Here is a 20,097-nt window from a genome sequence, read left to right on the forward strand (position 1 = left end):
CGGCGCGCGTCGCATCGAATCTCGACGCAGTACGGGGAAGCATGGATTTCGACGTCATCGTTCTGGGGGCCGGCATCGTCGGCGTGTCGTCGGCGCTGCATCTGCAGGATCGCGGGCTGCGCGTCGCACTCGTCGACCGGCGCGATCCCGGTGAGGAAACGAGTCACGGCAATGCCGGGCTGATCGAGCGCTCGTCCGTCGTGCCGTACGCGTTCCCGCGCCGTCTCGGCACGCTGCTGCGCTACGCGCGCAACCGCTCGGTCGATCTCTACTGGGACTACAAGGCATTGCCCGCGTATGCGGGCTGGCTCGCGCGCTTCTGGCGCGAATCGTCGCCGCAGCGGCTCGCAGCCGCCGCGCGCGACATGCTGCCCCTTGTCGCGGCGAGCGTCGTCGAGCACGACGCGCTGCTCGCGCGCACCGACGCGCAACCGCTCGTGCATGACGGCGGGTGGATCGAGGCGTTCCGGTCGCCTGCGCTGTTCGACGCGGAAGCGCGGGCGCAGCAGCGGATGGCCGACGCGCACGGGTTGCGGATGAGCGTGCTCGACGCGCGCGCGTTGCGCGAACGCGAGCCCGGCATCGGCGATGCATTCTGCGGCGCATTCCACTGGCAGGACCCGAAGACCGTGTCGAGCCCCGGCGGTCTGACGAAGGCGTACGCGCGGTTGTTCGAGCGCGACGGCGGCACGTTCGTGCGCGGCGACGCAACGACGCTCGCGCAGGTGCGCGATGGCTGGCAGGTCGATACCGGACATGGGCCGATCGCGGCGCGCTCGGCGGTGGTCGCGCTCGGGCCGTGGTCCGATCACGTGTTCGCGCCGCTCGGCTACCGGATTCCGCTGCGCGCCAAACGTGGTTACCACATGCATTACCGGCCGACCCGCGCGCCGCTGAACGTGCCCGTGTGCGATACCGAGGAGGGCTTCGTCGTCGCGCCGATGGACGGCGGCCGCCTGCGGCTCACGACCGGCGTCGAGATCGCGTTGCGCGGCGCGCCGCCGACCGGCGTGCAGCTCGCGCGCGCCGAGCCGCTGGCGCGCGACGCGTTCGGCATCGGCGAACGGCTCGATCCGGCGCCGTGGCTCGGGATGCGGCCGTGCACGCCCGACATGCGGCCGGTGATCGGGCCTGCGCCGCGCCATCGTCATCTGTGGTTCGCGTTCGGCCATTGCCATCACGGGCTCACGCTCGGCCCTGCAACCGGCCGCCTGCTCGCCGAGATGATGACGGGCGAGCCCACCTACATCGATCCCCGTCCGTATCGCCCCGCGCGCTTCGGTTGAGCCGTTTCGATACGGCGGCCGCCCCGAGTGCGGCCGTCACATTTTTTCGATTGGCTATCCGGATAATCCGGGGCCTGCGAAAATGGAAATGATCTGCGTAATCGATCGGAAAGAAATCGCGAAATAAGAAAATAGGCAAACACGCGATTTATTAATGCATTTTCATGAAAATGAAATGCAAATCAGGCGAGCCGGCCGGGCAATCCGGCGGCGCTTTCGTAACGGACGTTCCGATGCGGCACGCAATGTACCGGAACACGTTACTTCGGGCCTCGCAAACGTTACGTTACATCCGCCCCTTGGACGCCTTATTCATCAGATGATTATGGCGATCTGATCGATTCATTTGCCCGGAAATCCATATAAAACCGTTATTGGCTTGAAATAGGCCGACGAATCGATCCCGCTTTATCCGGATGGCACGCTTCGTGCAATCCGTCCCCATGCTTTATCAACGTAGTGCCAACCGAGATGGGGTAAATAACGATGGGACAAAGTCTTAAATTGACGGGTGTGGCGCTGTCGGTCGCGACGGTGTTCGGGGTACTGGCTTCCGGTTCGGCTATCGCGGGGACGCTCGATGCGCTGCCGCTTCCGCAGGTAATCGTGAATCCGCCGACGAACAGCGTCTCGGTTGGGCTGGCCGCGACCGGCACGTCGCCGCTGGGTTCGGTCACCGTGGCGGCGGGCGGGTCGGGCGCGATTCAGACGTCGCTCGGCGATCCCGCGCAGGCATTGTCGGGCGCGGTGAACGCGCTGCAAGGCGCGCTCGGCGGCGCGGGCGGCACGGTGAGCCCGCTCGCGCCGGTGCAAGGCGTGGTGAACGGGGTGACGGGTGCGCTTGGCGGTGGCAATCCGGCGGGTGCATTGACCGGTGCGCTGGGTACGGTCACGGGGGCACTCGGCAGTGTTGGCGGCGGTTTGAACCCGCTCGCTCCGGTTCAAGGTGTCGTCAATCAAGTGACGGGGACGCTTGGTGGCGGCAATCCGGCAGGTGCGTTGACGGGTGCGCTGGGCACGGTGACGGGTGCACTGGGTAACGTGGGTGGCGGTGCGAATCCGCTTGCGCCGGTTCAAGGCGTCGTCAATCAAGTGACGGGTGCGCTGGGCGGTGGCAATCCGGCCGGTGCATTGACCGGCGCGCTGGGCACGGTCACGGGTGCTCTGGGCAACGTGGGTGGCTCGAATCCGCTGGCTCCGGTTCAAGGCGTCGTCAACCAAGTGACGGGTGCGCTGGGCGGTGGTAATCCGGCCGGCGCATTGACCGGCGCGCTGGGCACGGTCACGGGTGCTCTAGGCAACGTGGGTGGCTCGAATCCGCTGGCTCCGGTTCAAGGCGTCGTCAATCAAGTGACGGGCGCGCTGGGCGGTGGCAATCCGGCCGGCGCATTGACCGGCGCGCTGGGCACGGTCACGGGTGCTCTGGGTAACGTGGGTGGCGGCTCGAATCCGCTTGCTCCGGTTCAAGGTGTGGTCAATCAAGTGACGGGTGCGCTGGGCGGTGGTAATCCGGCCGGCGCATTGACGGGTGCGCTCGGCACGGTGACGGGCGCACTGGGTAACGTGGGTGGCGGCTCGAATCCGCTTGCTCCGGTTCAAGGTGTGGTCAATCAAGTGACGGGTGCGCTGGGCGGTGGTAATCCGGCCGGCGCGCTGACGGGTGCGCTCGGCACGGTGACGGGCGCACTGGGTAACGTGGGTGGCGGTTCGAACCCGCTCGCTCCGGTTCAAGGTGTCGTCAACCAAGTGACGGGTGCGCTGGGTAGCGGCAACCCGGCAGGTGCATTGACCGGTGCGCTCGGCACGGTGACGGGCGCACTGGGTAACGTGGGTGGCGGTTCGAACCCGCTCGCTCCGGTTCAAGGCGTCGTCAACCAAGTGACGGGTGCGCTGGGCGGCGGCAATCCGGCCGGCGCATTGACCGGCGCGCTGGGCACGGTGACGGGTGCTCTGGGCGGCGTTGGCGGCACGAACCCGCTGGCACCGATCCAGAACGTCGTTGACCAGGTTACGGGCACGCTGGGCAGCGGCAATCCTGCCGGTGCACTGAGCAACGCGGTCAACACGATCACGGGGACGCTCGGCAACATCGGCGGCGCGTCCAGCCCGCTGGCACCGGTGCAAGGTGCCGTCACGCAGCTCGCCGGCACGCTCGGCAACGGCAATCCGGCCGGTGCACTGACGGACGCGGTGAACTCGGTGACGGGTGCACTCGGCAATCTCGGCGGCACGAATCCGCTGGCGCCGGTGCAGGGTGTCGTGAACCAGGTCGTCGGCACGCTTTCGGGCGCAGGCGGCGGCAGCCCGATCGCGCCGATCACGAACCTCGTCAGCGGCCTGCAGAACGCACTCCCGACGGCTGGCAATGCGGCGGGCGCGCTGACCGGTGCGCTCGGTTCGGTCACGAGCACCCTTGGCAATCTCGGCAGCTCGAACCCGCTGGCGCCGGTGCAGGGCGTCGTGAACCAGGTCGTCGGCACGCTCGGCAGCGGCAACCCGGCAGGCGCACTGAGCAATGCAGTCAGCTCGGTGACCGGCGCGCTGGGCAACCTCGGCGGCACGAACCCGCTGGCGCCGGTGCAGGGCGTCGTGAACCAGGTGGTCGGCACACTTGGCAGCGGCAATCCGGCAGGCGCGCTGAGCAATGCGGTCAGCTCGGTGACGGGCGCGCTGGGCAACCTCGGCGGCACGAACCCGCTGGCGCCGGTGCAGGGCGTCGTGAACCAGGTCGTCGGCACGCTGTCGGGCGCGGGCGGCAGCCCGATCGCGCCGATCACGAACCTCGTCAGCGGCCTGACCGGCGGCAGCAATCCGGCCGGCGCACTGACCGGTGCGCTCGGTTCGGTGACGGGCGCCCTCGCGAACGGTCCGGCAGCCCTCGGGCAGGCGGCCGGCGCGCTGTCGGGCGTGGCCGGTTCGGCAGCGGCGGCGGGCGGCAGCCTGCTCGGCTCCGGCGCGGGCGCGGCCGGCAGCACGGCGGGCGCTACCGGTTCGCTGGTGTCGACGACCGGCAACGCGACGGCGACGATCGTCAATGCTGTCGGCACGACGGTCGGCACGGCGCTGGGCTCCACGCCGAGCCTGTCGGTCACGCCGCACTCGGGCAACGGCTCAGCGAACAACCCGCTCGCACCGGTGTCGACGCTGCTGCAGGCGGTGACTGGCGCATTGCCGAGGTAATCGGCGGGAACGCGCGGCGGCGGTTCATTGCTCGCCGCGCGCAATGGGTCGAACGACGCGGCATGACAGCAATGTCATGCCGCGTTTTCTTTGGGTTCCCGAAGTTTTCCCGGTGCGGGCACGCATGGCGCCGCGTTGCGCGGCGGCACGGAATAACTTGCCGGATTCGTCCGTTTACATACCGAGTCTCGATGCGGCCGGACGGCGGGATAATGACCATGATGGAGTCGACGTCCCGTCCGACGGCGCCGTGCCGCAATGCCACGCCAAGGAGAACGGGAATGAAGACGATGCTGTTCGCCATCGCGCTGACGGCCGCGATCGCGCGGCCCGCGGCCGCCGAGCCGCCGCAGGCCGGCGACGGAAAACTGGTCGACGAAGATCACATGACGCTGTACGTGTTCGATCGCGACGCGCCGGGCAAGAGTACCTGCACCGGCACCTGCGCGACCAACTGGCCGCCGGCGCTCGCCGACGGATACGACAAGGCGTCGGGTGCGCTGAGTCTCGTCACGCGCGACGACGGCCGCAAGCAATGGGCTTACCACGGCCGTCCGCTGTATCGCTGGAAGATGGACGGCAAGCCCGGCGATGCGGGCGGCGACGGGATCGGCGGCATGTGGCACGTCGCGCGTCCCTGAGGATCGACCGACGGACGACGGCGCGGCGACGCGCGAGGCATCCGGATGAGCTACGAATCGGACCTGCTGGTGTGGCTGCCGCATCTCACGCGATATGCGCGCGCGCTGACGGGCGACCGGGCGTGGGCGGACGATCTCGTGCAGGACACGCTCGAGCGCGCGCTGAACCGGCCGCCGCGCGACGGCGGCAACCTGCGTGCGTGGCTGCTGACGCTGCTGCGCCATCGCTTCATCGACCAATTGCGCGCACGGCACGAGATCGCGGTCGACGATGCGACCGCGCCATGGCAGACGATGGCCGCACCGACCGACGAGATCGGCGGCCTGCTGCTGCGCGACGTGCAGCGCGCGTTGTACCGGCTGCCCGTCGAGCAGCGCGAGGTGCTGCTGCTGGTCGCGCTCGAGGAATTGAGTTACCGCGATGCCGCCCAGGTGCTCGGCGTGCCGGTCGGGACGGTGATGTCGCGCCTGTCGCGCGCGCGTGAACAGATGCGTGCGCTGTTGTCCGGCGAGCCGCCGGCGCGTGGCGCGGCCGCGTTACGGGTGATCGGGAAGACATGATGGACGACGATCCGCGCAAAGCCTCGAACGATCGGGACGACAATGCCGACGCATCGGCGCAACTGCTGTCGGCGCTGCTCGACGGCGAGCTGTCCGGGCAGGAGCGCCGCGAGGTGCTCGAACGGCTGGCGTCCGATCCGCGGGAAGCCGACCGGTTCGCGCATTACGGCGCGCAGCGCGCCGCGTTGCAAGCGCTGTTCCCGCTGCCGGCCGCCACGCCGGCGCTGTTCGTGCAGCGGCGCGCGCCGCGCTGGCGCGGCGTCGCGTATGCGTTCGCGGGGCTGGCGGCCGGGCTCGTGATCGGCGTGGCGCTGCACGCGGGCTGGACGACGTTCGGCGCCGAGCCGGCCTTCGCCGCGCGCGCGTCCGTCGCGTACGCCGTGTACGCGGCCGACCGGGAGCATCCGGTCGAGGTCGACGCGCGCGATCCGGCGCGCCTTGCCGCGTGGCTGTCCGCGCGTCTCGGGCGGCCCGTGCGCGCGCCGTCGCTCGACGAATACGGCTATGCATTGCTGGGCGGCCGGCTGTTGGCGGACGACGCGGGGCCGGCCGCGCAACTGATGTACCAGCGTGCGGACGGCGAGCGCGTGACGCTCTACATGACCGCCTACGATGCGCGGCGCTTTGCGCCCCGGGCGATATCGGCCGGCGCCCGCGACACGTATTTCTGGTCCGATCGCGGCATGGGTTTTGCGCTCTCCGGACGTGCCGACGAACGACGCCTGCGCGAGCTCGCGATCGAAGCATGCGGCGCGCTTGGCGGACCGACCGACGCGTGGAGGGGATGACGCGGGCGACCTCGGCAGGGAGTCGACGATGAACACGATGGCGGCGATGGTGACGGTTGCACTCGTGGCGGGCGCCGGGCTCGCGCGGGCGGACGGCGATGCGCCGGTGCGCGTGCCGGTCGACGCCGACGGCGTGCAGCGGGTGGCGATCGTCGGCGGCAGTTATTTCTTTCGTCCGAATCACGTGATCGTCCGCGCGCAGGTGCCGGTCGAGCTGACCGTGTCGGCCGAATCGGGCGTCGTGCCGCACAGTTTCGAGATCGACGCGCCGCAGGCCGGCATCGCGGTGCATACCGAGCTCGGCGCGACCCCGCGCACGTTTCGCTTCACGCCGACCGCCCCCGGCCGCTTCGCCTACTATTGCACGCATCGGCTGCTGTTCCTGCGCAGCCATCGCGAGCGCGGCATGGAAGGTGTGCTCGACGTCGAGGCGGCGCCGTGATCGCCGCGTTGCTGGCCGCCGGCCTGATAGGAGCGAGCATGACAGCCGATCCCGTGACCATTGCTCAGGCGCATTTCGACCAGGTCCAGTCGTACCGCGCGACGATCCGCTCGTCGGCGCGCAGCGGCGAGCACGCCGAATTCCGCTACGCATACCGCAAACCAGGTTTCGTGCGGATGGACTTCGTGTCGCCGCATCACGGCGCGGTGCTCGCGTACGACCCCGGCGACGGCAAGGTGCGTCTGCGCCCGTTCGGCGAGCATGCGCTGCCCGCGCTGACGCTGTCGCCGTCCAATCCGCTGCTGCGCGACCGCAGCGGGCATCGCGTCGACCGCTCGGACGTCGGCGTGCTGCTGCGCAACGTGCATGCGCTGCAGCAGGGCGGTGTGACCGTGACCGAAGGCCAGGAGACGATCGGCGGGCACACCGCACTGCGCGTGTCGGTGACGGGCGCGCCCGCGCACGTGGTCGACGGCGTGCATCGCTATCGTCTGTGGCTGGACACCGAGGACGGCTTTCCGCTGAAGGTGGTGAGCTTCGCGGACGACGACGGCGCGCCGCTCGAAACGGTGACGCTCGACGACGTCGAGATCGACGTCGCGTTTCCCGCCCGCTTTTTCGCGCCCTGATACCGATTCTGATTCGCGCCGGAGGCAGCATGGCGGAATACCGGTTTTCGACGACGTGGCGCGTGGACGCGCCGCTCGCGGCTGTCTGGGACGCGATCTACCAGGTCGATCGCTGGCCCGACTGGTGGAAGAGCGCGGTGCGGACCGTCGAGCTCGAGCGCGGCGACGCACGCGGCGTCGGCGCGCTGCAGCGATACACGTGGAAAGGCGCGTTGCCGTACCGGCTGACCTTCGACATGCGCGTGCTGCGCGTCGAGCGCCCGCATGTGCTCGAAGGTCGCGCGAGCGGCGCGATCGAAGGCGACGGCCGCTGGTCGTTCGCCGGCGACGGCACGCGAACCGTCGTGCGCTACGACTGGCACATCCGCACGCGCGAGCGCTGGATGAACTGGCTGGAGCCGGTCGCGCGACCGCTGTTTGCGTGGAATCACGACGTCGTGATGCGCGGAGGCGCGAAAGGCCTCGCGCGTCTGCTGGGCGCGACGGTCGAGGCGGACGGCCGGACGTTCCAGCCGGTCGCGGGCTGTCCGGACATGTGACGTTCCACGGCGGCCGTTTGGGCCGGTCGGGTGTCGCGGCAGGCGTTTTCATGCGATGCCGGACGAGCGCGGGAACTCGGCGCTCGACCCGTGTCAAATTGGGGCGGGGGTCGGGAAATCCCGTATCCCGTTCGCTCGCAGTCTGCGGTCTGGATAGTTATGTAATTGTTTTAAATGGATTTTCTCAATTTGCCCACGTCTTTTGGCCGTTCGTCGCCGCGCAAAAAAACCTCCGGCTTCCCTTCTTGAATTTGTCAAAACCCGTCCATATAATTAGCACTCGCTGCACGAGAGTGCTAACAATTCTCTGCCGGGCAACCTGCCGGGCAGATTCCCTAAGCGTTCTTCAATCTCAGTCAAGAGAGGAGTGAATATGAACCTTCGTCCTTTGCACGATCGCGTGATCGTCAAGCGCCTGGATCAGGAAACCAAGACCGCCTCGGGCATCGTGATTCCCGACGCGGCAGCTGAGAAGCCGGATCAAGGCGAAGTCCTGGCCATCGGCCCGGGCAAGCGCGACGACAAGGGCGCGCCGATCGCGCTCGACGTGAAGGTCGGCGATCGTGTGCTGTTCGGCAAGTACGCTGGTCAGACCGTCAAGGTCGACGGCCAGGAACTGCTGGTCATGCGCGAAGAAGACATCATGGCCGTGGTCAACGCCAAGTAAGCGTCCACTGTCCGCACATATTCTCGAGAATTCAAGGAGTTAGAAGATGGCAGCTAAAGACGTCGTATTCGGCGATTCCGCCCGTTCGAAGATGGTCGAAGGCGTGAACATTCTCGCCAACGCAGTCAAGGTCACGCTGGGTCCGAAGGGCCGCAACGTCGTGCTCGAGCGCAGCTTCGGCGGCCCGACGGTCACCAAGGACGGTGTGTCGGTCGCGAAGGAAATCGAGCTGAAGGACAAGCTCCAGAACATGGGCGCGCAAATGGTCAAGGAAGTTGCTTCCAAGACCAGCGACAACGCAGGCGACGGCACGACGACGGCTACCGTCCTCGCGCAATCGATCGTCCGCGAAGGCATGAAGTACGTCGCATCGGGCATGAACCCGATGGACCTGAAGCGCGGTATCGACAAGGCAGTCGCAGCGGCTGTCGAAGAGCTGAAGAAGATCAGCAAGCCGTGCACGACGAACAAGGAAATCGCACAGGTCGGCTCGATCTCGGCGAACAGCGACTCGTCGATCGGCGATCGCATCGCTGAAGCGATGGACAAGGTCGGCAAGGAAGGCGTGATCACCGTCGAAGACGGCAAGTCGCTGGCCGACGAGCTCGACGTCGTCGAAGGCATGCAGTTCGACCGCGGCTACCTGTCGCCGTACTTCATCAACAACCCGGACAAGCAAGTCGCCGTCCTCGAAAACCCGTTCGTGCTGCTGCACGACAAGAAGGTGTCGAACATCCGCGATCTGCTGCCGGTGCTCGAGCAAGTCGCGAAGGCTGGCCGTCCGCTGCTGATCATCGCTGAAGACGTCGAAGGCGAAGCGCTCGCAACGCTGGTCGTCAACAACATCCGCGGCATCCTGAAGACCGTTGCGGTCAAGGCACCGGGCTTCGGCGATCGCCGCAAGGCCATGCTGGAAGACATCGCGATCCTGACCGGCGGTCAAGTCATCGCGGAAGAAACCGGCCTGACGCTCGAGAAGGCAACGCTGGCAGAGCTGGGCCAGGCGAAGCGCATCGAAGTGGGCAAGGAAAACACGACGATCATCGACGGCGCAGGCGAAGCCGTGAACATCGAAGCGCGCGTCAAGCAAATCCGCACGCAAATCGAAGAAGCGACGTCGGACTACGACCGTGAAAAGCTGCAAGAGCGCGTGGCCAAGCTGGCCGGCGGCGTTGCAGTGATCAAGGTCGGTGCAGCGACCGAAGTCGAAATGAAGGAAAAGAAGGCACGCGTCGAAGACGCGCTGCACGCAACCCGCGCTGCCGTTGAAGAAGGCATCGTCCCGGGCGGCGGCGTTGCGCTGATCCGTGCACGTACCGCGATCGCCGAACTGACCGGCTCGAACGCCGACCAGAACGCCGGCATCAAGATCGTGCTGCGCGCAATGGAAGAGCCGCTGCGCCAGATCGTCACGAACGGCGGCGAAGAAGCAAGCGTCGTGGTGGCGGCAGTTGCTGCAGGCAAGGGCAACTACGGCTACAACGCAGCAACGGGCGAGTACGTCGACATGGTTGAAGCCGGCGTCGTCGACCCGACCAAGGTCACGCGCACCGCGCTGCAGAACGCAGCTTCGGTTGCAGGCCTGCTGCTGACGACGGACGCAGCTGTCGCAGAACTGCCGAAGGAAGATGCACCGATGCCGGGCGGCATGCCGGGCGGCATGGGCGGCATGGGCATGGACATGTAATCGACTTCGGTCGATGATGTCCGGGGCGCGCAGCGATGCGCGTTCCAGCCAAAGAAAAAGACCCGCAGCGATGCGGGTCTTTTTTTATGCACACGTAAAAAGGGGCGGTCATGCCGCCCCGAAGCGAGCGCAGTCTGCGCGCAATGGCGGCGCGAGGCCGCCGCGCGCGCGTCAGTGCCGGGCGATCCGCGGCGAGGCCTTGCTGCTTTCCGTCACCGGACGCCCGCCTTCCTCGTCGTTGCTGCGTGCCCAGAAGAACCGGTCGGGCAGATATGCGCCCATGCCGGGCCGGAACGCGTCGCGCACGGCCTGGTACAGGTATTCCTGCGCCTCGCGCACCGCTTCGGGCGGTTCCTGGCCATTGGCGAGCAGCGCCGCGATCGCCGCGCCGAGCGTGTCGGTGATGCCCATCAGCCGGTGCGGCGAGCGATCCCACATGTCCTCGCGAAGCTGGCCTTCCTCGCCGTACAGCGTGTTGACGAGCCGGTGCGAGCCCGTTTCCGACGACAGGATGTACTCGCAGCCCTGCGACAGCAGGTGCGACACGGCGGCATCGAGATTCGGCGCTTCGGCATCGCCGTCCGGCTGCGCGAGCGCGATCAGCGTCGCGTGGTCGGCGACCAGCAGCGTCGTCTGCGGTGCGAGCAGGTCGGCGATCGATTCGCGCAAGTCGTCGGCGGCAAGCACGTGCTCGTCGTCGAGCGTGAAGTCCGGTGCGAGCACGAGCGGCACGCCGTCGTAGTCGGCGACCACCTCCGCGATCGCGCTCACGACTTCCGCGCGCGTCGCGGCGCCGATCTTGAACGCCGCGACCGGCATGTCCTCGAGCAGCATGCGCGCCTGGGCGGCGACGACATCGGGATCGAGGCCGGTCACTTCGTCGCAGGCGGCGGAGTCGCGCACCGTGTAGCCCGTCAGGACGGACACACCGTGACAGCCCATGCTCGCCAGGGTCATCAGATCGGCTTGGAGGCCGGAGCCGCCGGTGGGATCGGACAGGCCGAAGGTGAGGACGATCGGAGGGGCGTTGCTGGACATGTAGAAATGGGGCAAGAAAAAAACGGGGAAGCGACAGAACTGCGGACGGCGAGGCGAAGTGGGCATTTGGCCCCCGTGTTGCCCGGCAGGCCGCACTTTTCAGCCATTATGCGGCGGAATTTGGCCCGCACGACGGAATTTTTAGCGCAGCGCAACGTAGTCGCCGTACTCCAGCGCGATTGCTAGGCAGTCCGGCCCCGACACGGTACCATCATGGCTCCCGAATTTACCGACTTTTCCCGACGCGGCTTAAGATGGAATACAAGAGCTGGATGTGCCTGATTTGTGGCTGGATTTATGACGAAGAAGCCGGGCTGCCCGAAGAGGGCATCGCCCCGGGCACGCGCTGGGAAGACGTCCCGATCAACTGGACGTGCCCCGAATGCGGCGCCCGCAAGGAAGACTTCGAGATGGTCCAGATCTGACCGGACCCTTGGCCCCCGGACACACCGCTTCGGCCTCGCGATTGCCCGGCGCTTGCGCGCCGCGGCCGACGCGAGCGACTTGACGATGACAGGCGCGCGTGTCCATGACGTCCGATCCGGCGAACCCTCCCCACCCTGACGCATTGCCCAACCCGCGTGGCGGGGCCGTGCGCGCGGCCGACGCGTGGCTCGCGGCGGCCGCCGACGCATTCGCGCACCGAGACGACGCGGCTGCACCGCTGTCGGCCGCTGCCGCCGTGCTGGCGGAGGCCGGCTGGCTGCCGGCCGCGCGTTTCGCGGGGCAGCTGGCGGCCGCGGTGCCGCTCGTCGCCGCCGAACCGACTTCCGCGACCTGGCGCGCCGCGCTGCGCGACTTCCGCGCGGCGGTCGGGCGTCACAATCTGCGCGAGCTGGCCTGCTCGCCCGTCCTGTTCGACCATTTCCGTGCGCTGCGCGCGCAAGGCGCGGCCGACCTGCACGCGAGCGTGCCGTTCGACGTGCTGGCGCTCGTCGGGCGCGCGATCCCGCCGGCGACGCTGCGCGTGCTGCCCGACGCCTTCGCAAGCCGCGCGCGCGCCCGCTACGAGCAGGCTTTGCTCGGCGTGCTGCGTGCGTCGCAACCCGCGCCTGACGCGACGCTCGACGAACTCGACGCGATCCTGACCGCGCTGGCCGACGGCGTGCCGTACGACTTCTGGCGGCTCGCCGCCGCATGCCTGCGCGCGCTGCGCGCCAGCGCCGCGCCCCAACTGAAGCGGTTCCTCGCGCGAACCAACCTGCTGCTCGGCGAGCACGCGCAAGGCAGGCGCAGTGCGCCGCCGGCGCTCGTGCGCGAGACGGTTGCGCTGCTGTGGCGCGATTTCGCGCTGTTCGGCGCAGCCGCGGAAGACGTCGCGCTCGTCGACGTGCTGCACGACTACGGGCTGACCGTGGACTGGCACGTCGCCGGCACGCCCGCGTCCGAGGCGCTGTGGGAAGCCGACGCCGCGCGCGCCGAGCGCGATGCCGTCGCCGTGGCGCCCACGCGCATGCTGGGGGTCGTGACCGTCAATGCGCATGCGTATGAGGATTTCCTGCAGACGGCCGACGCGTCGATGGCCGATCTGGCCGCCGATCCGGCCGCGGCCGATGCGGGGGCGGCATGGCGCGCATCCGCGGCGGCCTACCGGGTCGGCACCGCTGCGTGCGCGCTCGGGCTCGGTCATGCGGCGCTGCTGGCCGACACCCTCGGGCTCGCGTGGCGCCGCGCCGCGCACGGTCTGCCGCTCGCCGACGGCGGGCTCGACGCTCACGCCCGCGCATCCGACATGCTGCGTGCCGCGCTGCTGAAGATTGCCGCGGGCGTGGCGCCGCCGGACCTGACCGCGGCGTGCGGGGCGCTCGGCGCGGCGCTCGGCCGCGCCTGATGCGCAACGGGTCGCGACCGTGGCGGCAGCCCTTGTCGCGCGGGCCGCAACACGCTGCCGACAGCACCCGCGCGCGTGTTAGAGTGCCGTGTGATCCGCGCGCGTCGTTGCCAGCGCCGCGCGGCGTTGCTTGTTGATCGCGGCCCGGTCAGGTCGCGGCGTCTTTGCTAAAATTCAAACCATGTCAAAGCCTTCCGATCGCATCAATCTCACCAACCAGTTCCTGATCGCCATGCCGAACATGGCGGATCCGACGTTTTCGGGAACGGTGGTCTATCTTTGCGATCACAGCGAGCGCGGTGCGCTCGGCCTCGTCATCAATCGTCCCACCGACATCGACCTCGAATCGCTGTTCAACCGCATCGACCTGAAGCTCGACATCGAGCCGCTGCTGCACATTCCCGTGTACTTCGGCGGCCCGGTCCAGACCGAGCGCGGCTTCGTGCTGCACGAGCCGGTCGAAGGCGCGAACTACAACTCGTCCATGTCGGTCGAGGGCGGGCTCGAGATGACGACGTCGAAGGACGTGCTCGAGGCGGTCGCGACGGGCACCGGCCCGAAACGTTTCCTGCTGACGCTCGGCCATGCAGGCTGGGGCGCCGGGCAGCTCGAGGAAGAGATTTCCCGCAACGGCTGGCTGACCGTGGCCGCCGATCCCCGCATCGTGTTCGACACGCCGGCCGAGGAGCGCTTCGAAGCCGCGCTCGGCCTGCTCGGCGTCAGCTCGTCGATGCTGTCCGGCGAAGCAGGGCACGCATGAGCGGCGCGAGCGCGCGCGATGCAACGCTGCTGGCGTTCGATTATGGCGAGAAGCGGATCGGCGTCGCGATCGGCAACGCGCTGACGCGCTCGGCCCGCGCCCTCGTCGTGATTCCCAACCTGAACCGCGAGCACCGCTTCAAGGCGGTCGGCGAATTGCTGGCCGAATGGCGGCCGGACGCGCTCGTCGTCGGGCTGCCCATGCATCCCGACGGCACGCCGCACGAGATGACGCAGCAGGCGAAGCGTTTCGGCAACCAGTTGAACGGCCGTTTCGGGCTGCCCGTCACGTGGGTCGACGAACGTTATTCGTCGGTCGAGGCCGAGGCCGGGATGCGCGAGCGCAACGTGCGCGGCCGCGCGCGCGCCGAGATGCTCGATGCCGAAGCCGCGCGCGTGATCCTTCAACAGTATCTCGATCAATTGTCCGACCATGAGCTCCATTGACGCCGACGCGCTCTACCGCGTCCTGCTCGAGCAGATCCGCGATGCATACGGCACGGCCTTCGCCGAGCCGGGCGGGCCGCGGCTCGCCGGAATTCACAGCGGCGGCGCCTGGCTCGCCGAGCGCCTTGCGCGCGATCTCGGCGCGCCGGCGTTCGGCGTCGTGAACGTCGCGCTGCATCGCGACGACTACGCGAAGAAGGGACTGCACAGCCAGGCGAGCCCGACGTCGCTGCCGTTCGAGGTCGACGGCGCGCGCATCGTGCTCGTCGACGATGTGCTGTACACCGGCCGCACCGTGCGCGCCGCGCTCAACGAACTGTTCGACTACGGCCGTCCGGCGGCCGTCGAGCTTGCGGTGCTCGCCGATCGCGGCGGCCGCGAGCTGCCGGTCGCGGCGCGCTTCGCGGGCGGCACGCTCGACGTGCCGGCCGATGCGACGCTCGTGCTCGCCCGCGACGAAGCCGCGCAGCTCACGCTGCGCATCGAGGCGCACGGCGCCTGACCGAGCCGCGAAATCGTATCCCGGGCCGCCGGTTCGCGCCGCGGCCCGTTTGCATAGTTGGAATCACGCACACCATGACCACCGACACCACTGGCCGCACCGGCAATCCCGCTGCGGCCGCGAGCCCCGAGCGGTTCCGCTACGGTTTCCTGAGGGGCAACCCGCAGCTCACGAAAAACGGCGAGCTGAAACACCTGCTGTCGATCGAGGGCCTGCCGCGCTCGATCGTCAACCATATCCTCGATACGGCCGAGCAGTTCGTCAGCGTGACGGATCGCGAGGTGAAGAAGGTGCCGCTGTTGCGCGGCAAGTCGGTGTTCAACCTGTTCTTCGAGAACTCGACGCGCACGCGCACGACCTTCGAGATCGCCGCCACGCGCCTGTCGGCAGACGTGCTGAACCTGAACATCAACGCGTCGTCGACGAGCAAGGGCGAGTCGCTGCTCGACACGATCAACAACCTGTCGGCGATGCATGCCGACCTGTTCGTCGTGCGCCACGCATCGAGCGGCGCGCCGTATCTGATCGCCGAGCACTGCGCGCCGCACGTGCACGTGATCAATGCCGGCGACGGCCGGCATGCGCACCCGACGCAGGGCCTGCTCGACATGTACACGATTCGTCACTACAAGCGCGACTTCACGAAGCTGCGCGTGGCGATCGTCGGGGACATCCTGCATTCGCGCGTCGCGCGCTCGGACATCCACGCGCTCACCACGCTCGGCGTGCCCGAAGTGCGCGCGATCGGCCCGCGCACGCTGCTTCCCGGCGGCCTCGAGCAGATGGGCGTGAAGGTGTTCCACAACCTCGACGAAGGGCTCAAGGGCGTCGACGTGATCATCATGCTGCGCCTGCAGAACGAGCGGATGAGCGGCGCGCTGCTGCCGTCCGCGCAGGAGTACTTCAAGACCTGGGGGCTGACGCCCGAGCGCCTCGCGCTTGCCGCGCCCGACGCGATCGTCATGCACCCGGGCCCGATGAACCGCGGCGTCGAGATCGACTCGCAGGTCGCCGACGGCCCGCAGTCGGTGATCCTCAACCAGGTCACGTTCGGCATCGCCGTGCGGATGGCGGTGATGGGCATCGTCGCCGGCAACAGCGACTGAGCCCGCTCTCGCGCATCCTTATTCACGCAATCAACGCATTCACAGACAGCGCATGAAGATTCATATCCAAGGCGGCACGCTGATCGATCCGGTCGCCGGCACCGAACGGCAGGCCGACGTATTCGTCGCGGACGGCAAGGTCGCCGCGCTCGGCGCCGTGCCGGCCGGTTTCAACGCGGACAGGACGATCGATGCGTCGGGCCTGATCGTCGCACCCGGCCTCGTCGACCTGTGCGCGCGGCTGCGCGAGCCCGGCTACGAGCACAAGGCGACGCTCGCGTCCGAGATGGCCGCGGCCGTCGCGGGCGGCGTCACGACCCTCGTGTGCCCGCCGGACACCGATCCCGTGCTCGACGAGCCGGGCCTCGTCGAGATGCTCAAGTTCCGCGCCCGCAACCTGCGCCAGGCCAACGTTCATCCGCTCGGCGCGCTCACCGTCGGCCTCAAGGGCGAAGTGATCACCGAGATGGTCGCGCTGACCGAATCGGGCTGCGTCGGCTTCACGCACGCGAACGTGCCGGTGCGCGACACGCAGGTGCTGCTGCGTGCGCTGCAGTACGCAAGCACCTACGGCTACACGACGTGGCTGCGTCCGCTCGACGCGTTCATCGGCCGCGGCGGCGTCGCCGCGAGCGGCGCGCTCGCGTCGCGGCTCGGCCTGTCCGGCGTGCCGGTCGCGGCCGAGACGATCGCGCTGCACACGATCTTCGAACTGATGCGCGTGACGGGCGCGCGCGTGCACCTCGCCCGGCTGTCGTCGGCGGCCGGCCTCGCGCTCGTGCGCGCGGCGAAGGCCGAGGGGCTGCCCGTGACGTGCGACGTCGGCGTGAACCACCTGCACCTGATCGACGTCGACATCGGCTACTTCGATTCGCAGTTCCGACTCGACCCGCCGCTGCGCGGCGAGCGCGATCGCGAAGCGATCCGCGCGGCGCTCGCCGACGGCACGATCGACGCGATCTGTTCCGATCACACGCCGGTCGACGACGACGAGAAGCTGCTGCCGTTCGCCGAAGCGACGCCGGGCGCGACCGGGCTCGAGTTGCTGCTGTCGCTGACGGTGAAATGGGCCGATGAAACCAACACGCCGCTCGCGCAGGCGCTGCGCCGCATCACGGCGGCGCCGGCCGACGTGCTGCAGTTGCCGGCAGGCCGTCTCGCCGAAGGCGGCGCGGCCGATCTGTGCGTGTTCGACCCGCGCGCGCACTGGCGCGTCGAGCCGCGCGCGCTGAAGAGCCAGGGCCACAACTCGCCGTTCCTCGGCTACGAACTACCTGCCTGCGTGCGCGCGACGCTCGTGGCGGGCCAGGTCGCTTTCGAGCGCCACTGAACCACGCCGGATCCTCGCCATGACCGCTCTTCGCAAGCTGCGTCTCGTCTTTCACCTGTTGCGCGGCATGGCGATCGTCGCGCTGCGCTTTTCGCATGTCACGCCCGCGCATCGCGCGGAGCTGACGCGCCGCTGGTCGCTCAAGATGCTGCGCATCTGCGGGATGCATCTCGTCGTGCACAACGACGGCGCGCGCCTCGACGCGGGAGCGCTCGTTGTCGGCAACCACGTGTCGTGGCTCGACATCTACGCGGTCAACGCGTGGCGGCCGACGCCGTTCGTGTCGAAGGCCGAGGTGCGGCAATGGCCGGTGGTCGGCTGGCTGGCGGAGAAGCTCGACACCGTGTTCCTGCAGCGCGAGAAGCGCACCGAGGCGATGCGGGTCATGCACGAGATGGCCGAGCGGTTGCGCAACGGCGGCGTGATGTGCGTGTTTCCGGAGGGCACGACGTCGGACGGGCAGGGGCTGCTGCCGTTCCACGCGAACCTGTTCCAGGCCGCGGTGTCGGCCGGCTGCGCGGTGCAGCCGATCTGCCTGATGTACGAGGATGCGCAGGGGCGCCAGTCGGTCGCGCCGGCTTACACGGGCGAGTTGTCGCTCGGGATGTCGCTCGACATGGTGCTGCGCGGCGGCCCGCTCGTCGCGCACCTTTACGTCTGTGAGCCGATCGCGCCGGGCGGCGACCGCCGCACGACTTCCGCGGCGGCGCGCGATGCGATCGCGACCGCGCTCGAGACGCTGCAGGCGAAGGTCGGCAAGCCGTCGCCCGAGGCGCTGGCGGCGCTGGAGAAACATGCGTATCCGGCAACGGAGGTCGGCGGCGGCGCGGCCGGCGATGCGGCGGCCGACGAGCCGGTGCCGGGACGCGAGGGCTGATCCTTCATTGCGCCCGCGCCTGTCGCGCGCGGGCTACTCGCCGCCCGGTGTGCGGCACGCTTCGCACCGCACCTGCGTGACCGTTCGCTGTGCCGGGTCGGCCGTCAGTCGCACGGCCGACAGCTGATTTCCCCATACGCACCCCGAATCGAGCGCGACGACGTTGTCGCGCAGCATCAGGCCGAGCGCGGCCCAATGGCCGAACACCATCGTGACGTTCCCGGTGCGGCGGCCCGGTACGTCGAACCACGGCAGATAGCCCGGCGGCGCACTTTCGGGGCCGCCGTTCGTCTTGAATTCCATCGCGCCGTCGGGCGTGCAGAACCGCAGGCGCGTGAAGGCGTTGAATGCGACGCGCATCCGGTCGCGTTTTTTGAGGTTCGGACTCCATTGGTTCGGCTCGTTGCCGTAGAGCCCTTGTAGCGTGTCGCGCCAATCGGGCGCGCGCAGCGCGCGTTGCAGTTCGTCCGCGAGTTCCAGCGCGAGCGTGGCGTCCCATTGCGGCAACACGCCGGCGTGGACGAGCAGCATCCCGTGTTCGAAGTGCGCGAACGGGCGGTGGCGCACCCAGTCGAGCAGGGCGTCGGCGTCGGGCGCGTCGAGGATCTCGCCAATCGTGTCGCCCGGGCGTTCCGTGCGGATGCCGGCCGATACCGCGAGCAGGTGGAGATCGTGATTGCCGAGCACGACGGTGGCGCGTGGGCCGAGGTCGACCAGCGCGCGCAGTGCGGCTAGGGAGGCGGGCCCGCGGTTGACGATGTCGCCGGCGATCCAGAGCGGGGTGTCGGCGGGGGCTGAAAGCTTTTCGAGCAGCGATTCGAAAGCTGAATGACAGCCTTGGATGTCGCCGATGGCGATGGGAGAAGGCGGCATGGCAGTTGTTACAAGTTTTGATACCGGGTGGAGGAAGGCGCGATGGCGCAAAGCGCGCGCTCATCCGCGACATTGTGCCAGTTCAACGTATTGATTTAAAACACGATTTCATTCGTCCTGCCGACCGCGGCGCACTGTTTCAAGTTGTTAGCAACATGGCTTTTGGGGGGGCTTGCTTCCTATAATTGCCGCTTCCTCGACAAAATTAGCATTTCATGACTTTGACGGTCACGGTGAGAAGTTAGAATTCCCGCCTTGAGCGACGCGTACGTTGATGCCGTCGCTGTTCGAAATGATGGCGGCTCGTGCTTGAGGCCTGCCGCGTATGACTAGAGGGAGCCTCATGATCCTGGTGACGGGTGGCGCGGGTTTTATCGGCGCCAATTTTGTACTCGACTGGCTGCGTCAATCCGACGAGGCCGTGCTCAACGTCGACAAGTTGACCTACGCCGGCAACCGTCGCACGCTGCAGTCGCTGGACGGGAACCCGAAACACGTGTTCGTACGCGCCGACATTTGCGACCGCGCTGCGCTGGATGCAATGTTCGCGCAATACAAGCCTCGCGCACTCGTGCACTTCGCGGCGGAAAGTCACGTCGATCGCTCGATTCACGGGCCGGCGGACTTTGTTCAGACCAATGTCGTCGGAACCTTCACGCTCCTCGAGGCCGCGCGGACATACTGGAGCGGCCTGAGTGAAGCGGACAAATCGGCGTTTCGCTTTCTGCACGTATCGACCGATGAGGTATTCGGCTCACTGTCGGCGACCGATCCGCAGTTCTCGGAAAACACGCCGTATGCCCCCAACAGTCCGTATTCGGCAACCAAGGCCGGCTCCGATCATCTGGTGCGCGCCTACCACCATACGTACGGCCTGCCCACGCTGACCACGAACTGCTCGAACAACTACGGCC

General features: G+C 68.1%; 21 protein-coding genes. 19 read left to right on the plus strand and 2 right to left on the minus strand.

What is annotated here, in order from left to right:
- Positions 1-41 precede the first annotated feature (41 nt).
- The 10 genes from HW466_RS29045 (at position 42) to groL (ending at position 10,420) form a co-directional block, all read left to right on the plus strand.
- Positions 42-1,286, plus strand: coding sequence for an NAD(P)/FAD-dependent oxidoreductase (locus tag HW466_RS29045; RefSeq protein WP_059507033.1), 1,245 nt, complete (start codon positions 42-44; stop codon positions 1,284-1,286).
- Between the two features lie 486 nt (positions 1,287-1,772).
- Positions 1,773-4,466 (plus strand): beta strand repeat-containing protein, encoded by a 2,694-nt coding sequence (locus HW466_RS29050; protein WP_176316122.1) that lies wholly within the window; start codon positions 1,773-1,775, stop codon positions 4,464-4,466.
- 281 nt (positions 4,467-4,747) lie between these two features.
- The gene (locus tag HW466_RS29055) at positions 4,748-5,107 is read left to right on the plus strand and encodes a COG4315 family predicted lipoprotein (RefSeq protein WP_059772339.1); all 360 of its coding nucleotides are present in this window, start codon (positions 4,748-4,750) and stop codon (positions 5,105-5,107) included.
- A gap of 45 nt (positions 5,108-5,152) precedes the next feature.
- A complete protein-coding gene (locus tag HW466_RS29060) occupies positions 5,153-5,668 on the plus strand; it encodes a sigma-70 family RNA polymerase sigma factor (RefSeq protein WP_059507036.1) in 516 nt (171 codons plus the stop codon).
- Positions 5,668-6,456, plus strand: coding sequence for an anti-sigma factor family protein (locus tag HW466_RS29065; RefSeq protein ID WP_174905561.1), 789 nt, complete (start codon positions 5,668-5,670; stop codon positions 6,454-6,456). Before HW466_RS29060 ends, HW466_RS29065 begins: the two co-directional genes overlap by 1 nt.
- 28 nt (positions 6,457-6,484) lie before the next feature.
- On the plus strand, positions 6,485-6,898 hold the full coding sequence (locus tag HW466_RS29070; protein WP_151006024.1) for a cupredoxin domain-containing protein: 414 nt from the start codon (positions 6,485-6,487) through the stop codon (positions 6,896-6,898).
- Complete coding sequence (locus HW466_RS29075; protein WP_060345991.1) at positions 6,895-7,527, plus strand: LolA family protein; 633 nt, start codon at positions 6,895-6,897, stop codon at positions 7,525-7,527. Before HW466_RS29070 ends, HW466_RS29075 begins: the two co-directional genes overlap by 4 nt.
- 29 nt (positions 7,528-7,556) lie before the next feature.
- Positions 7,557-8,066: an SRPBCC family protein gene (locus tag HW466_RS29080; protein ID WP_151006025.1), complete on the plus strand. Its 510-nt coding sequence runs from the start codon at positions 7,557-7,559 to the stop codon at positions 8,064-8,066.
- A gap of 373 nt (positions 8,067-8,439) precedes the next feature.
- Positions 8,440-8,733 carry a co-chaperone GroES gene (groES, locus tag HW466_RS29085; protein WP_004186661.1) on the plus strand — a complete coding sequence of 98 codons (294 nt, stop codon included), beginning with the start codon at positions 8,440-8,442 and terminating at the stop codon, positions 8,731-8,733.
- 46 nt (positions 8,734-8,779) lie between these two features.
- On the plus strand, positions 8,780-10,420 hold the full coding sequence (groL, locus tag HW466_RS29090; RefSeq protein WP_059448073.1) for a chaperonin GroEL: 1,641 nt from the start codon (positions 8,780-8,782) through the stop codon (positions 10,418-10,420).
- 171 nt (positions 10,421-10,591) lie between these two features.
- Here the strand turns inward: groL and HW466_RS29095 are convergent, their stop codons facing one another.
- Positions 10,592-11,458, minus strand: coding sequence for a hydroxymethylpyrimidine/phosphomethylpyrimidine kinase (locus HW466_RS29095; protein WP_059448074.1), 867 nt, complete (start codon positions 11,456-11,458; stop codon positions 10,592-10,594).
- A gap of 254 nt (positions 11,459-11,712) precedes the next feature.
- On the opposite strand from HW466_RS29095, the gene HW466_RS29100 reads away from it, so the two are divergent.
- The 8 genes from HW466_RS29100 to HW466_RS29135 all read left to right on the plus strand — a co-directional run bounded on the left by HW466_RS29100 (position 11,713) and on the right by HW466_RS29135 (position 18,310).
- Entirely contained in the window at positions 11,713-11,883 is a 171-nt protein-coding gene (locus HW466_RS29100) for a rubredoxin (RefSeq protein ID WP_004186709.1), read from the plus strand.
- A 104-nt stretch (positions 11,884-11,987) separates the two neighbouring features.
- Positions 11,988-13,289: a hypothetical protein gene (locus HW466_RS29105; RefSeq protein ID WP_176316123.1), complete on the plus strand. Its 1,302-nt coding sequence runs from the start codon at positions 11,988-11,990 to the stop codon at positions 13,287-13,289.
- Between the two features lie 181 nt (positions 13,290-13,470).
- A complete protein-coding gene (locus HW466_RS29110; protein ID WP_006751106.1) occupies positions 13,471-14,049 on the plus strand; it encodes a YqgE/AlgH family protein in 579 nt (192 codons plus the stop codon).
- Positions 14,046-14,495 carry a Holliday junction resolvase RuvX gene (ruvX, locus tag HW466_RS29115; RefSeq protein WP_059448076.1) on the plus strand — a complete coding sequence of 150 codons (450 nt, stop codon included), beginning with the start codon at positions 14,046-14,048 and terminating at the stop codon, positions 14,493-14,495. Before HW466_RS29110 ends, ruvX begins: the two co-directional genes overlap by 4 nt.
- A complete protein-coding gene (gene pyrR / locus HW466_RS29120; RefSeq protein ID WP_059448077.1) occupies positions 14,482-14,997 on the plus strand; it encodes a bifunctional pyr operon transcriptional regulator/uracil phosphoribosyltransferase PyrR in 516 nt (171 codons plus the stop codon). Before ruvX ends, pyrR begins: the two co-directional genes overlap by 14 nt.
- Positions 14,998-15,071: 74 nt before the next feature.
- The gene (locus tag HW466_RS29125; RefSeq protein ID WP_151006990.1) at positions 15,072-16,103 is read left to right on the plus strand and encodes an aspartate carbamoyltransferase catalytic subunit; all 1,032 of its coding nucleotides are present in this window, start codon (positions 15,072-15,074) and stop codon (positions 16,101-16,103) included.
- A 52-nt stretch (positions 16,104-16,155) separates the two neighbouring features.
- Positions 16,156-17,433 carry a dihydroorotase gene (locus tag HW466_RS29130; protein WP_059868917.1) on the plus strand — a complete coding sequence of 426 codons (1,278 nt, stop codon included), beginning with the start codon at positions 16,156-16,158 and terminating at the stop codon, positions 17,431-17,433.
- A 19-nt stretch (positions 17,434-17,452) separates the two neighbouring features.
- On the plus strand, positions 17,453-18,310 hold the full coding sequence (locus HW466_RS29135; RefSeq protein WP_151003355.1) for a lysophospholipid acyltransferase family protein: 858 nt from the start codon (positions 17,453-17,455) through the stop codon (positions 18,308-18,310).
- A gap of 33 nt (positions 18,311-18,343) precedes the next feature.
- On the opposite strand, the gene HW466_RS29140 is transcribed toward HW466_RS29135, so the two are convergent.
- Positions 18,344-19,183 (minus strand): symmetrical bis(5'-nucleosyl)-tetraphosphatase, encoded by an 840-nt coding sequence (locus tag HW466_RS29140; RefSeq protein ID WP_151003353.1) that lies wholly within the window; start codon positions 19,181-19,183, stop codon positions 18,344-18,346.
- A 343-nt stretch (positions 19,184-19,526) separates the two neighbouring features.
- Between HW466_RS29140 and HW466_RS29145 the strand changes: the two genes are divergently transcribed.
- Positions 19,527-20,097: dTDP-glucose 4,6-dehydratase (locus tag HW466_RS29145; RefSeq protein ID WP_176316124.1), on the plus strand; the 571-nt coding region annotated here is incomplete at its 3' end.

The organism is Burkholderia territorii (genome assembly GCF_902833055.1).
GTDB classification, from domain to species: Bacteria; Pseudomonadota; Gammaproteobacteria; order Burkholderiales; family Burkholderiaceae; genus Burkholderia; species Burkholderia territorii.

What these genes read in the sequence shown, in the direction of transcription:
- HW466_RS29045 (WP_059507033.1), top strand. Translation starts at nt 42, where the DNA reads ATGGATTTCGACGTCATCGTTCTGGGGGCCGGCATCGTCGGCGTGTCG.
- HW466_RS29050 (WP_176316122.1), top strand. Translation starts at nt 1,773, where the DNA reads ATGGGACAAAGTCTTAAATTGACGGGTGTGGCGCTGTCGGTCGCGACG.
- HW466_RS29055 (WP_059772339.1), top strand. Translation starts at nt 4,748, where the DNA reads ATGAAGACGATGCTGTTCGCCATCGCGCTGACGGCCGCGATCGCGCGG.
- HW466_RS29060 (WP_059507036.1), top strand. Translation starts at nt 5,153, where the DNA reads ATGAGCTACGAATCGGACCTGCTGGTGTGGCTGCCGCATCTCACGCGA.
- HW466_RS29065 (WP_174905561.1), top strand. Translation starts at nt 5,668, where the DNA reads ATGGACGACGATCCGCGCAAAGCCTCGAACGATCGGGACGACAATGCC.
- HW466_RS29070 (WP_151006024.1), top strand. Translation starts at nt 6,485, where the DNA reads ATGAACACGATGGCGGCGATGGTGACGGTTGCACTCGTGGCGGGCGCC.
- HW466_RS29080 (WP_151006025.1), top strand. Translation starts at nt 7,557, where the DNA reads ATGGCGGAATACCGGTTTTCGACGACGTGGCGCGTGGACGCGCCGCTC.
- groES (WP_004186661.1), top strand. Translation starts at nt 8,440, where the DNA reads ATGAACCTTCGTCCTTTGCACGATCGCGTGATCGTCAAGCGCCTGGAT.
- groL (WP_059448073.1), top strand. Translation starts at nt 8,780, where the DNA reads ATGGCAGCTAAAGACGTCGTATTCGGCGATTCCGCCCGTTCGAAGATG.
- HW466_RS29095 (WP_059448074.1), bottom strand. Translation starts at nt 11,458, where the DNA reads ATGTCCAGCAACGCCCCTCCGATCGTCCTCACCTTCGGCCTGTCCGAT.
- HW466_RS29100 (WP_004186709.1), top strand. Translation starts at nt 11,713, where the DNA reads ATGGAATACAAGAGCTGGATGTGCCTGATTTGTGGCTGGATTTATGAC.
- HW466_RS29105 (WP_176316123.1), top strand. Translation starts at nt 11,988, where the DNA reads ATGACGTCCGATCCGGCGAACCCTCCCCACCCTGACGCATTGCCCAAC.
- HW466_RS29110 (WP_006751106.1), top strand. Translation starts at nt 13,471, where the DNA reads ATGTCAAAGCCTTCCGATCGCATCAATCTCACCAACCAGTTCCTGATC.
- ruvX (WP_059448076.1), top strand. Translation starts at nt 14,046, where the DNA reads ATGAGCGGCGCGAGCGCGCGCGATGCAACGCTGCTGGCGTTCGATTAT.
- pyrR (WP_059448077.1), top strand. Translation starts at nt 14,482, where the DNA reads ATGAGCTCCATTGACGCCGACGCGCTCTACCGCGTCCTGCTCGAGCAG.
- HW466_RS29125 (WP_151006990.1), top strand. Translation starts at nt 15,072, where the DNA reads ATGACCACCGACACCACTGGCCGCACCGGCAATCCCGCTGCGGCCGCG.
- HW466_RS29130 (WP_059868917.1), top strand. Translation starts at nt 16,156, where the DNA reads ATGAAGATTCATATCCAAGGCGGCACGCTGATCGATCCGGTCGCCGGC.
- HW466_RS29135 (WP_151003355.1), top strand. Translation starts at nt 17,453, where the DNA reads ATGACCGCTCTTCGCAAGCTGCGTCTCGTCTTTCACCTGTTGCGCGGC.
- HW466_RS29140 (WP_151003353.1), bottom strand. Translation starts at nt 19,183, where the DNA reads ATGCCGCCTTCTCCCATCGCCATCGGCGACATCCAAGGCTGTCATTCA.